The organism is Bacillus sp. BPN334, assembly GCF_008368885.1.
Taxonomy (GTDB): domain Bacteria; phylum Bacillota; class Bacilli; order Bacillales; family Bacillaceae_G; genus Bacillus_A; species Bacillus_A wiedmannii.
In genome coordinates, this window is the sequence record NZ_QOZW01000016.1 from 127937 (window position 1) to 140197 (window position 12261).

At 35.3% G+C, this 12261-nt stretch carries 13 protein-coding genes; 4 read left to right on the forward strand and 9 right to left on the reverse strand.

The genetic code is table 11. The annotated features are described in order from the left end of the window. Positions 1-30: 30 nt before the first annotated feature. From DN393_RS24030 to DN393_RS24050, 5 genes are all read right to left on the reverse strand, one after another. Positions 31-1296: a hypothetical protein gene (locus tag DN393_RS24030; protein WP_064477204.1), complete on the reverse strand. Its 1266-nt coding sequence runs from the start codon at positions 1294-1296 to the stop codon at positions 31-33. Positions 1297-1533: 237 nt separating this feature from the next. Continuing rightward, entirely contained in the window at positions 1534-2202 is a 669-nt protein-coding gene (locus DN393_RS24035; RefSeq protein ID WP_064477203.1) for an LSm family protein, read from the reverse strand. A 162-nt stretch (positions 2203-2364) separates the two neighbouring features. Further along, positions 2365-2814 carry a spore coat protein gene (locus tag DN393_RS24040; RefSeq protein ID WP_098102450.1) on the reverse strand — a complete coding sequence of 150 codons (450 nt, stop codon included), beginning with the start codon at positions 2812-2814 and terminating at the stop codon, positions 2365-2367. Positions 2815-2834: 20 nt separating this feature from the next. Beyond that, on the reverse strand, positions 2835-3359 hold the full coding sequence (locus DN393_RS24045; protein WP_064477201.1) for a hypothetical protein: 525 nt from the start codon (positions 3357-3359) through the stop codon (positions 2835-2837). A gap of 234 nt (positions 3360-3593) precedes the next feature. Further along, positions 3594-3833 carry a helix-turn-helix domain-containing protein gene (locus DN393_RS24050; protein WP_002006755.1) on the reverse strand — a complete coding sequence of 80 codons (240 nt, stop codon included), beginning with the start codon at positions 3831-3833 and terminating at the stop codon, positions 3594-3596. Between the two features lie 179 nt (positions 3834-4012). On the opposite strand from DN393_RS24050, the gene DN393_RS24055 reads away from it, so the two are divergent. Next, positions 4013-4381, forward strand: a complete 369-nt coding sequence (locus tag DN393_RS24055) for a hypothetical protein (protein ID WP_048541984.1) — start codon at positions 4013-4015, stop codon at positions 4379-4381. Positions 4382-4576: 195 nt separating this feature from the next. Here the strand turns inward: DN393_RS24055 and DN393_RS24065 are convergent, their stop codons facing one another. Beyond that, on the reverse strand, positions 4577-5626 hold the full coding sequence (locus tag DN393_RS24065; RefSeq protein WP_001070939.1) for an NAD(P)/FAD-dependent oxidoreductase: 1050 nt from the start codon (positions 5624-5626) through the stop codon (positions 4577-4579). A gap of 331 nt (positions 5627-5957) precedes the next feature. Between DN393_RS24065 and DN393_RS24075 the strand changes: the two genes are divergently transcribed. Genes DN393_RS24075 through DN393_RS24085 form a run of 3 tightly spaced genes read left to right on the forward strand, consistent with a single transcriptional unit; the run spans position 5958 to position 8968 of the window. Continuing rightward, the gene (locus DN393_RS24075) at positions 5958-6875 is read left to right on the forward strand and encodes an iron-hydroxamate ABC transporter substrate-binding protein (RefSeq protein ID WP_000732569.1); all 918 of its coding nucleotides are present in this window, start codon (positions 5958-5960) and stop codon (positions 6873-6875) included. A gap of 48 nt (positions 6876-6923) precedes the next feature. Further along, positions 6924-7964: a FecCD family ABC transporter permease gene (locus tag DN393_RS24080; protein WP_142289310.1), complete on the forward strand. Its 1041-nt coding sequence runs from the start codon at positions 6924-6926 to the stop codon at positions 7962-7964. Continuing rightward, positions 7961-8968: a FecCD family ABC transporter permease gene (locus DN393_RS24085; RefSeq protein ID WP_000983741.1), complete on the forward strand. Its 1008-nt coding sequence runs from the start codon at positions 7961-7963 to the stop codon at positions 8966-8968. Before DN393_RS24080 ends, DN393_RS24085 begins: the two co-directional genes overlap by 4 nt. A gap of 45 nt (positions 8969-9013) precedes the next feature. On the opposite strand, the gene DN393_RS24090 is transcribed toward DN393_RS24085, so the two are convergent. From DN393_RS24090 to mtnK, 3 genes are read right to left on the reverse strand one after another with little or no spacing between them, the layout of a single operon-like run. After that, a complete protein-coding gene (locus tag DN393_RS24090) occupies positions 9014-9655 on the reverse strand; it encodes an L-fuculose-phosphate aldolase (protein ID WP_000926561.1) in 642 nt (213 codons plus the stop codon). A gap of 54 nt (positions 9656-9709) precedes the next feature. Next, the gene (gene mtnA, locus DN393_RS24095) at positions 9710-10753 is read right to left on the reverse strand and encodes an S-methyl-5-thioribose-1-phosphate isomerase (RefSeq protein ID WP_098102449.1); all 1044 of its coding nucleotides are present in this window, start codon (positions 10751-10753) and stop codon (positions 9710-9712) included. A 12-nt stretch (positions 10754-10765) separates the two neighbouring features. Continuing rightward, positions 10766-11995, reverse strand: coding sequence for an S-methyl-5-thioribose kinase (gene mtnK, locus DN393_RS24100; protein ID WP_088046912.1), 1230 nt, complete (start codon positions 11993-11995; stop codon positions 10766-10768). Between the last annotated feature and the right edge of the window lie 266 nt (positions 11996-12261).

Consider the following 12261-nt stretch of genomic DNA (forward strand, 5'->3'; position numbering starts at 1 on the left):
ATCCCCATCCCCCTCCCTTTTCACTATAACTTATATCCATCTTACCCGATCATGTAGCAATCCATCCGTAAAATCATTTCCCCCTACTACAAAATCCTTCATATATAAATTTAAATATTCTCCATACTTACTTTCTGTATTTAATAATAATTCCTCTACATAATAGGCACCTTGTTTAAAGTTATCGAAAAGTAAACTACACAAACCAGCATAAATTCCGCATCCTACTTGGAAGTAAGTTGCATTTGTTTTATATTTACGAAAAACTTGACTGCTATTCATCACGTTATACATATATGTCTCGCTATTTTCATAAACGAGTAATACACCAACTAGATCCTCGCCAGCAATCTCTTCTTCCGCTGGATTAAATACTTTACGATTCCAGTTCCATAAATCTTCTACCTTATCTAAATTCTGCCTAATTACATTTGTTGTATACTCGTTAATTCGGTAAAGAAACCCAACTTCCATATTGAAGTTTTTCCCTAAAATTAAAACTTCCTCATGTGGCATTAAACAACCATAAAACTCTTTCTCTCCTAACTTTACTTTATACTCTGAAGCATATACATCTTCATAAAAATAAAGGGGACGATGATGACTCATATACATCGGATAACTCCATATCGCTTCATCTAGAAATCGCTCTACTGCCCATGAAGCATACAGTGTATGTGGCTTTATTAGTGCTGTATCATTCAAAAATGACGTATCATGTTCTACTATATAGCATGCTCTTGGCTTTTCCTGTGGGCGTTCCTTCATAAGTTCAACAACCATCCACTGAACAACACCTGGATTCATACCTGAGCCTATAATTGCCTTTGTACCTGTAAATTTCTCTTTCTCCTTCTCAAACCTCGTATATCTTTCCGTAAGCTGAAAGCCGATTAAACTATCGTCCTGATCTACTGCCTCATTTTCCAAAGCTGAATTAATATAACAAATTCCAAGTTCATTACAACAACTTAATACTCTGATTGTATCTGCCCCTGAAACATCAATAACAACACTCGTACTACTTTCTTTTAAATGCTGTTTAAATGTCACTACATCTTGAAGGTCGATTTCATATAAAAACAATTGATCTTTCAAATTTGGAAACAACTCATCATAATAAGTCCTATCTTTTTGTTTTATATCAACCAAATGAAATGTAACATTCTTTATCACTTCATAAATCGGGTCTTTTTCATTTACTATCGCTTGATTTAAAATTGCTAAAACTGCTTTTGCTGCTCCACCAGCACTACCAAGTAATGTAATCGATAACGAATTTGGAAACTGCTCCACAAACAAAACCCCTTTAATAAATTAGTTAAGCAGTTCTCCCTCAAAAAATAAATTGAATACATCAAAAGACAGCTCGTACATATTTTTTATGATTTAGCACAAGATTTCCTCTTCAACGTTCACACTAACACATTTATATTCAATTCATTTTTCCCCCTCATATTCAAATCGAGCTAAACAAATAGGCTCGACCTTTTCTTCTGCATATAAAAGAAAAAGCCAGCCCTTTCAACTAGTCTACGGACAATGGACAGATTTCACGTGTTGAATATTCACATACATTTTTGCATCACGTGCTTTTAATATTTCAATATGCCCTTCATCAATCTTTGCCATCTTTCCGATCTTATTAGATTCCTCACCTAAATCGAACACCATAATTTTGCCGGACATTTTAATAAGCTGTTCTTCAAATGTTCTAGCTAACGTAATATTTAATGGATTCACGGGGAGTTCATTTTTATTGAGGGCGTACGGGACTTGATTTTCTTTATACGGAATTAACCATTTCAAATGCTTTAAAGATATATATACTGTTTTATAAACTGGACTATAAAAAACAATATAATCGTTCATTACACTTGTAACATAACCATGTATTGGAGCATTTCCTGCTACATAAACTTCTGTAAAAATCCCTTTAGAAGTACTTAATACTTTTCTCAAAGAAATGGAAGGTGATTCCCTCTTAATTACAGAATCAACATCTGGTTTTGATATTTCTTCATCATGTGGTCTTAAAAATTTATAATATTGTACATGGTATAAAGATATATATACGTAGTCTTGTCCGTTGTAAAGAACAACAATATCATTTCCTACGTCTATTAATACACCTTTAAATCTTTTTTCACCGATTAATTTAACATATATATTTTCTCCAATACTTTTGTTTAACTCATTCATCTGTATCCTCCTTCCTATGGATTTCTTCTTTCCTGTCTTTCATTTCTAAAAAAATAATCAGGGCAAAGTTCTGTTTTAATAGTAAGTAATTCCTTTTCATACTATCGAAATAAGAAATTGTTCTTCTCTTTCCCTCATAATGCCCCTCTTATTTATTAAACATTATTCATCTTCATTCTTTTTACATTTCACTACTTGACTCACACTCTTAATATGATAATTAATGATATAAATGACTTCATCGCAGTTTACTAGTGTAATACATTCTTCATGCACTTCACCTAATAAACCTTCCACGCACTCTGGACCACCACGATTAATCTTTACCCACTTATACTTCAAGTCACGTAATACATCGACAAAAGTATCTTCATCAGAGCAGAAATATGAACTATAACAATCGCCACATTTACTTTCTTTCACTTTCTTAACTAGACTCTTCACATGTTTCAACTGATAATATACTAATTCACCATGAGGTAATTGTAGCGTTAGATAATTTTTGCCTAACGCTACGAGCTCACCCACTCGACTTTCTGGTCCGCGAAGATTTACTTTTACAGCCTCACCAACTAAACATTTAATTTGGTCACAGCATAATACATTCTCCAATTTCGTATCCCCCTTTCCTCTTATCTTCCTCTACTTGATTGTCTTTGTGCACGAGCGCGACCTGAATTATTGCTACTATTTTCCTTACTGCTACTATCATCGCTCTCATCGCTCTCTCCGCATGCTAATGCATTATAGTTAACGCTTTTAATATGCTTTATTGCAATTAATATAAGTTCCTCTTTTACGATTAATGTTACGAAATCACAAGATACATCTTGCAAAATGCCTTCTACTTTCTCTGGACCACCGCGATTAATTTTTACCCAGCAATATTTGAAAGTTTGAAGTAGTGCCTCAAAGTCTTCTGCACATTCGCAATCTTCCCACTCGGAATCACTTGATCCACAGTCTTTCGCATTTTTTGTAATACTTTTTAGATGACTAAGTTGATAGTAATAAAGCTCACCTTTTTCATTCTGCAATACGAAGTAGTCCGGACATACTGATATTATTGTTCCTTTTTGAGATTCCGGACCACCCCTGTTTACTCTCACATAAGATCCAATTAAGTCTTTCAGAAAATCACAATGAAATAAACTCACGAGAAAACCCCTTCCATTAATTTATAAGCTTTTGCACTGATAGTATATGTATCTGTACAGGTTACGTGCTCTATGTTTGTCCTAGCTGTAAAAAAATATGCTTTTAACATGGTAGACTACTACCTATCAAATTCCAAAAAATCCTGGGGACTCCTTAAAATTTTGATATCTTGAAACTAAAAATCCCGTATGAAGATACATTTCTGCATATCTTCATACGGGATCTCCCATAGTTTAATCTTCGTCTTTAACATCCATATCTTCTGGAATTGGTTCGTTCAATATATCTTCCACTAATTGCTTATATTTCTCCATTTGTTCTAAATGTGTATTGAATTGTTCTTTATTTAATAAATATTGCTCTCCATCAAATAATGCACGAATTTTCTTTTGCTGAATTAGCTCTTCAATATACGACTTTGGTAAATTCAAATACTCCGCAGCTTCTTCTACTGTTATATACAACGCGTTCATTCCTTTATTATTTTTTCATATATACTGTATCTTACTTTATTTTTGTAAACAAATAAAAAAGATTTTGTAAATGCAATTTAAAAAGAAGGTGGATGCATTCCATATATTGTATAATAATATAGTAAGGATTTTTTAAATATAGAATGGTATTACCCATTTACACAAAGGAGAGTTAACATATGGCTACTCGTCACATCATTACAATGTTAGAAAAAACATTACAGGTTGAAACAGAAAACACAATTTCTCATTTAACTACATCTTTATCTGATCGTATTCTTTCTCAAAGCTCAGTAATACATGAAAACAATTGTTACCATACAATTGGGGAATGGTACAAAAATCATTTTTTATTCCAACAAGATGATTTCCTTTGGGCTAAATACGCTTTCTATGACGCATATTGTGAAGCTATAAAGGGACAAGGACATCTTACAAAACGCGTCCGTCAAATATTAGAATCATTAGCTCGAATGCATGGAAAACAGTATATTGCGTCTATATTAAATATGCCATTTCCTAACGAACGAGCTAAAGGGACAGCATAATGTAATATTGTTCTGCGTCAGCAAAACATAGATTCATTGTTTTCTAGGAAGATTTACAAATAAAACGTTCATATCACATGAACTGATGAAACCGGTGTCATTATAATGATTGAAAATATAGTAAACAGGAAAACCCCCATTTACCTCTCTTATCACTCGAATAGAGAAGTAAATGGGGGTATACTTGTTTTTTTATTATTTCATCATCTGCTTGATCAATTCACGATTTCTCTTCTTAAATACTTCATTATGCGAAGAAACCATTCCGTACTCACTTGCATCTGGTTGAATAAATTGTTTCGCTTTATTTACAGCATTTCCAGCATCTTGGAATGCTCCCGCGATTAAGTGTAATTTCCCTTCGTGCTTTAAAATATCTCCCGCAGCATATAATCCATCTACAGAGGACTCACTATTCGCATTACCTGCAATATAATAATTATCTATAATTGCAACGTCTAACTCACTATTTTCTAATAACGTAATGTCACGTTCATATCCATGGTTAATAATCACTTCATCAATAGGTAAATGTGAAATTTCACTTGTTTCATGATTCGTTAATTCTACATATTCGATCGCTTCATGATTATCACCAGCAATGAGTTTTGTAATCGATGTATTAAAGAAACACTCCGCCGAGCTGTTCAGCAGTTGTTTTACTTGTGCTTCATGACCAGATAATTCTTCTTTTCTATATGTTACATACACTTTTTTCGCAATTGGTTCTAATTCATTTGCCCAATCAACAGCAGAATTTCCTCCGCCGGAAATAATGACCGTCTTACCTTTGAAACGCTTTAAAGATTTCACTGTATAATTTAAATTAGATACTTCAAATCGCTCAGCACCTTCAATTGATAACTTTTGAGGTTTCAATATACCACTTCCAGTTGCGACGATAACTGTTTTTGAAAAATGTTCTTCTCCAGTGCTCGCTTTTAACGTAAAAGTGCCATCTTCATTACGAATAATCGATTCTACTTTTGTATTTAATACCACTTCTGGCTTAAATGTTAGCCCTTGCTGTACAAGTTGTTCAATTAGTTTATCACCTGTAACTGGCAGCAGCCCTCCTACATCCCATATCATCTTCTCTGGATAAACATGTATTTTTCCACCTAACTGTGGTTGAAATTCTATTATTTTCGTTTTCATCTCTCTGAGTCCACTATAAAAAGCTGAATAAAGCCCTGCAGGTCCTCCGCCTATCACAGTTACATCAAACAATTCTTCTTGATTCATTCGTGTCACTCCTCAGCTACTAGTCGTTGATTATCATTCTCAATAAAATATAACCTGTTTCCGCAAAATTTACAATCAAAATTACTATTGACAATACACCTATATAAAATTATATTATTTAAAGAATCAATAGTGATAATCATTATCAATTTGTTAATAATTAGCAAATTTGAGATTACATCTTCTTTTATTAATATGGTTAATACTATATTGTAGTATCTCATATTCAAGATTTTTAATAAGCATTTTGCATTACCACTACTCTTTCAAAAAGATTGCAGTTAAACAAATTATTATATACACATATCATCTATGTTAAAGGAGAAAGACAATGAAAAAGTTATTTATTTCACTAACAGTTCTTTTCGTTCTTGTTATGAGCGCTTGTAGTAATGGCTCTACAGACAAAAAGAACGATGCAAAAGGTAGTAAATCAGAAACAATTACATACCAATCTGAAAATGGTAAAGTAGAAGTTCCTGCAAATCCAAAACGCGTTGTTGTTTTATCATCATTCGCTGGTAACGTAATGTCATTAGATGTAAATCTTGTTGGGGTAGATTCATGGTCTAAACAAAACCCACGCTTTGATAGCAAACTTAAAGATGTTGCTGAAGTATCAGATGAAAACGTTGAAAAAATCGCTGAACTAAATCCAGATTTAATCATTGGTTTATCAAATATTAAAAATGTTGATAAGTTAAAGAAGATCGCTCCTACTGTAACGTACACTTACGGAAAAGTTGATTACTTAACACAGCATTTAGAAATCGGTAAGTTATTAAACAAAGAAAAAGAAGCAAAAACTTGGGTTGATGACTTCAAGAAACGTGCACAAGACGCTGGTAAAGAAATTAAAGCAAAAATTGGTGAAGATGCAACAGTTTCTGTTGTAGAAAACTTCAACAAACAGCTTTATGTATACGGCGAAAACTGGGGCCGTGGAACAGAAATTCTGTACCAAGAAATGAAATTAAAAATGCCTGAAAAAGTAAAAGAAAAAGCATTAAAAGAAGGTTACTACGCATTATCTACTGAAGTATTACCTGAATTTGCTGGTGATTACTTAATCGTAAGTAAAAACAAAGATACTGATAACTCATTCCAAGAGACAGAATCATATAAAAACATCCCAGCAGTAAAAAATAATCGCGTATACGAAGCAAACATGATGGAATTCTATTTCAATGATCCACTTACATTAGACTTCCAACTAGACTTCTTCAAGAAGAGCTTTCTTGGTAAATAATACAAACATGAGGAATTCTTAAATTAAGAATTCCTCTTCCTTTATTCTATGAACAGAAAAGATGTGAAACGAATGACAAAAGATCACGACAATCCACGTTCTATAGCTTTTACATACAAACTCATTTTGAGCATAATTGCATTCTTTCTTATTTTTATGGTGGCAATGGTATTAGGTGCTGCAGATACTTCAATAAAAGACGTATGGTTAGCACTCACATCCTCCGCTAAAGGGGACAAAATATCTATTATTCGCGAAATACGTTTGCCACGTGAAGTTGCTGCTATTTTTGTAGGAGCGGGCCTTGCTGTTTCTGGAGCAATTATGCAAGGATTAACACGAAATCCACTTGCAGATCCTGGATTATTAGGGCTATCTGGTGGAGCAAATGCTGCACTTGCGTTAACGCTAGCCTTCAACCCTTCCATAAGCTATCTTTACTTAACATTTGCTTGCTTTATCGGTGCTGCAATTGGCGCGATTATGGTATTTGGAATTGGTATGGTGAAAAAAGGCGGGCTGTCCCCTCTTCGAATTGTATTAGCCGGTGCTGCCGTTTCAGCATTTCTACTCGCAATTTCAGAAGGAGTCGGTATTTACTTCAAAATTTCACAAGATGTATCACTTTGGACTGCCGGGGGCGTAATTGGAACTACTTGGAGCCAATTGAAAATTATTATTCCAGTCATTTCAATTAGTATCTTTATCGCTATCTTACTAGCAAAAATATTAACAGTTCTTAGTTTCAGTGAAGAAGTGGCTATTGGACTAGGTCAAAAAATTATTGTTATTAAAACCATTCTATTTATCATTATTATCTTACTTGCTGGTGCTTCTGTAGCGCTTGTCGGAAATATGGCATTTATCGGTTTAATGGTACCTCACATGGTACGCCCAATTGTCGGTCCAGATTACCGATTTGTTATACCGATGTCAGCAATTGCTGGAGCTTCCTTTATGCTACTTGCAGATACAATCGGACGTACTATTAACGCTCCATATGAAACACCAGTTGCCGCTATTGTCGCAATTGTAGGGCTGCCATTCTTCCTATTCGTTGTACGTAAAGGAGGAAAAACATTCTCATGATGCAATCTATTCTAAGAAAACAACGTCTTATTATACTCGCTTTACTAATACTGACCATCACCACCATTGTAGTTGGAATGGGACTTGGTTCAGCATCTTTATCTTATGATCGACTACTCCCAACATTAATGGGACAAGGGACTTTTAAAGAGGAGTTTGTTTTATACTCTTTAAGACTACCTAGAATTGTTATTACATTATTAGCTGGTATGGCTCTCGCTTTATCAGGGGCTATCTTCCAAGGAATTACTCGAAATGATTTAGCTGAACCTGGTATTCTCGGAATCAACTCTGGGGCCGGTGTTGCTGTTGCTATTTTCTTTTTATACTTTCCAATAGATGTAGGTTCATTTCTTTACTTACTACCAGTCGTTGGATTTATTGGAGCTTTTCTTACAGCTGTTCTAATCTACGTATTTTCATATAGCAAATCAACTGGGCTTCAGCCAATTCGACTAACATTAACTGGTATTGGTTTTTCATTTGCACTATCTGGAATGATGATTGTCCTTATTTCATCCGCTGATCGTATGAAAGTGGACTTTATCGCCAAGTGGATTGCCGGAAACATTTGGGGAGATGACTGGGTCTTCGTTTTAGCAATGCTCCCATGGTTAATCGTATTAATTCCGTTCGTTTTCTATAAAGCAAACCGATTAAACATTCTAGCATTAAACGAGCCAGTCGCAATCGGTGTTGGAATTGAAATTGAAAAAGAACGCAGATACTTATTAGTTGCAGCCGTTGCGCTTGCTGCTGCAGCTGTTTCCGTAACAGGAGGAATTAGTTTTATCGGACTAATGGCTCCTCATATCGCGAAATCTTTAGTAGGTCCAAGACATCAAATTTTCATGCCTATCGCCCTTTTAATCGGCGGATGGCTATTGCTATTAGCAGATACAATTGGCCGAAACATCGTTGAACCTAATGGCATCCCAGCAGGTATTGTCGTTGCTTTAATTGGTGCTCCTTACTTTATGTATTTGTTGCTTAAGAAGGCGTAAAGAAACCCCCTCAAGATTTTTTCTTGAGGGGGTTTTTATTTCATTCTACTGCTGCCCATACCCTTCAAACTTCTTAGCCAAATTCGCCATCTCATCTTCTGGCAATAGTTTCGGCTCTCCGACGCTTTTTGTTTGATAGTAAATTTGCGCACAAAACTCGATTTCTTCCGCAACAGTAAATGCCATTTTTATGTTATTTGCACCTGCAATTAAACCGTGGTTCTCAAGTAAAACGGCACGGCGATCTATCATTCCTTCAAAAGCAGCATCTGCTAATTGCTTCGTACCAAATGTTTCATACGGTGCACAGCGAACATTCGGGCCTGCAAAAGCAATTAAGTACGATACAGCAGGAAGCTCCCATCCTAATGATGCAATCGTCTTCGCATAAGGTGAATGTGTATGCACAAGCGCATTTATATCTTCACGATTTCTATAATAAATAAGATGCATATCTAACTCGCTTGATGGCTTTCTCTCTCCCTCTACCACTTCACCATCTAAGTTTAATATAACTACATCTTCAGGTTTTGTTTCATAATACTCTAAACCACTTGGGCTAATTGCAACAAGACCTTGCTCGCGATTGAAAATACTAATATTGCCGCCTGTCCCCTTTGTTAAACCGCTAGAAATCATTTTCTTTCCATACGCTACAATTTCTTCTCTTTCTTTTTGTAATAACATATACATCCCCCTAAGTATGAAGCTTATGATGACTGACTTTTTAAATCTATCTACTTATTGAAATAGCTTTTTTAAATTCTCCGTAAACGGTGCTTTTACAATCCCTTTTTCCGTAATAATCGCTGTTACATTTTCATGTGATGTGACATCAAATGCCGGATTATATACTTTACTTTCTTTCGGAGCAGAATATTGTCCGAAGCGATTAATCACTTCAGAAGCATCTCTTTCCTCAATTGGAATTTCTTTTCCTGTCGGTGTTTTTAAGTCGATTGTCGGTGTTGGTGCTGCTACATAAAACGGAATGTTGTAGTATTTCGCTAAAATAGATACGCCTAATGTCCCAATTTTATTTGCTACATCACCGTTTGCTGCCACACGGTCACACCCAACGATTACAGCGTCGATTTTTCCTTGTGACATGACCATAGCTGCCATATTATCCGTAATAACAGTAACATCAATCCCCGCTCGCTGTAGTTCTAGTGCTGTTAACGTTGAACCTTGTAATCTAGGACGTGTTTCATCCGAAAAGATTTTTAAGTCCCATCCTTTTTCTTTCGCTAAGTACATTGGAGCCGTCGCAGTACCATACTTAGTCGTCGCTAACGCACCAGCGTTACAATGTGTTAATACCCCCATTCCATCATGGAATAATGTTAATGCATGTTCTCCAATTTGACGGTTAATTTCTTCATCTTCTCTATGAATCTCTTTTGCCTCTTCTAGTAATCTATCTTTCAACTGGGCGATTGATAAGTGCGCGTTCTCTGTCGCTACCGCCTCCATTCTTTCAAGTGCCCAGAATAAGTTTACTGCTGTCGGCCTTGATGTTGCCAAATATGCACATACTTTTTTGACTTCCTCTATAAATTCTTCCACCGTACTTTGATTAACTTCCTTAGCTCCTAAATACACACCATAAGCTGCTGAAACACCAATCGCTGGTGCTCCTCTTACTTTCATTACTTGAATGGCATCCCACACACTTTCAGCTGTCTTGAAAGATTCATAGACAACTTCATTCGGTAATAATGTTTGATCTAATAAAACTAAAGCATCTTCTTTCCACTGAATTGGTATTAATTGCTCTTCCATCATCTTCTCCCCTTACTTCGCGTAGTGCATTGACTGTTCTTTTAACGTTTCTACAAAGCTTGTGCCTGTTTTATATTGATTCGCTCGTAAAATAAACTTCTTCGCTACTTGAAGACAAATGCGTTCCGCTCTAGCACGTGCTTCCTCATTCTCAATACAAGTAATATCTTTCACTTTCGCTAGCCCAACAATACGACGAATTAACTCAAGGCCCGTCACTGCAGCCGTATCTTCTAATACAGATTGTAAATATACTTCGTTAAAGCCTTCTTCCTTCGCCATAATCTCGGTCACATGGATATTCCAAGCATCTAAAAACTTCTTCTTAAATAAATCAATTACCTCTACCATTGTCGATTGTAGCCAACCCATATACGTATCTTTCTCAGCTCCAAGCGCCATGGTCGCATCTGCATTCACCCAAGCAAACATTAAATTTGCCATTACATTCCCAACGTCATATCCCATCGGTCCATAAAAGGCAAACTCAGGATCAATAATCTTCGTGGAATCATTTTTCACAAAAACAGAACCAGTATGCAGATCACCATGAATAAGCGCCTGTGCATTCGTCATAAAAGAAAACTTAAGTTTTGCTACTTCCATACGAAGCTCTTTATCACTATAAATATGCTCTCTAATCCATCCTTCATTTAACGGAAATAACTCGTTACGCTTATTATGATTTGTAAATGGCTCAGCGTAGACGAGTTCTTCTGTAATTTCACATAACTCAGGATTTATATAATTTTTCACAAGTTCCTTCTTTTCTTTATGATTCATTACAACATCTGATGTTAATAAGAGTGTGTTTACCAAAAAGGTCGTTACATCATCCGCAAGCTTTGGAAACATTTGATGATTTATAAGTGCTGTACGTAATATTGTATGGTCCGATAAATCTTCCATTACGCAACAATTCATAACACTATCAAACAAATACACCGTTGGAACAAGCCCAGGTGCTAACTCCTCCTCTAACTGCAATACATCCGATTCTATACGAATACGATTCGTCGACAACTTAAACTCATCTGAAATACGCGCTGTATGCCCAGCTTGCTTTACAATGACAGAAATATTCTTCTGTTCACCCCAAACGCGGAACACATAATTTAAATTCCCATCACCAATTTCTTTACACTGTAACCCCTTTGCACTCTCAAACTTACATAATTTCTCTTTCACATATGCAATCACATCGTTAGCTTCCATTAAAAAATACTTCGTGAACTTAGACATGGTTTCCCCTCCACACTAATTGTAAGCGTTTTCTAAAAGCCGTAAAAAATAATAGACTGAAATCTTTTCGATCTATACTATATCTTTATTGTTGCAATACATATCTCGTTTTTATTATATCTTGTTAGAAATGAGCGTCAATATTTCTATTTCTCATTGCAATCTACTTCTTATTATATGCATTTAAGATGACAATAATTGTTCACAAAGATTCCGATACATTTTATTTTATTTATCGCACAATTCTTTGTAAAATAGAAATAAGC

Excerpts from the sequence above, each read along its gene's own strand:
- DN393_RS24080 (WP_142289310.1), top strand. The coding sequence starts at position 6,924 with ATGAACAGAAAAGATGTGAAACGAATGACAAAAGATCACGACAATCCA.
- DN393_RS24075 (WP_000732569.1), top strand. The coding sequence starts at position 5,958 with ATGAAAAAGTTATTTATTTCACTAACAGTTCTTTTCGTTCTTGTTATG.
- mtnA (WP_098102449.1), bottom strand. The coding sequence starts at position 10,753 with ATGGAAGAGCAATTAATACCAATTCAGTGGAAAGAAGATGCTTTAGTT.
- DN393_RS24055 (WP_048541984.1), top strand. The coding sequence starts at position 4,013 with ATGGCTACTCGTCACATCATTACAATGTTAGAAAAAACATTACAGGTT.
- DN393_RS24050 (WP_002006755.1), bottom strand. The coding sequence starts at position 3,833 with ATGAACGCGTTGTATATAACAGTAGAAGAAGCTGCGGAGTATTTGAAT.
- DN393_RS24035 (WP_064477203.1), bottom strand. The coding sequence starts at position 2,202 with ATGAATGAGTTAAACAAAAGTATTGGAGAAAATATATATGTTAAATTA.
- mtnK (WP_088046912.1), bottom strand. The coding sequence starts at position 11,995 with ATGTCTAAGTTCACGAAGTATTTTTTAATGGAAGCTAACGATGTGATT.
- DN393_RS24065 (WP_001070939.1), bottom strand. The coding sequence starts at position 5,626 with ATGAATCAAGAAGAATTGTTTGATGTAACTGTGATAGGCGGAGGACCT.
- DN393_RS24090 (WP_000926561.1), bottom strand. The coding sequence starts at position 9,655 with ATGTTATTACAAAAAGAAAGAGAAGAAATTGTAGCGTATGGAAAGAAA.
- DN393_RS24085 (WP_000983741.1), top strand. The coding sequence starts at position 7,961 with ATGATGCAATCTATTCTAAGAAAACAACGTCTTATTATACTCGCTTTA.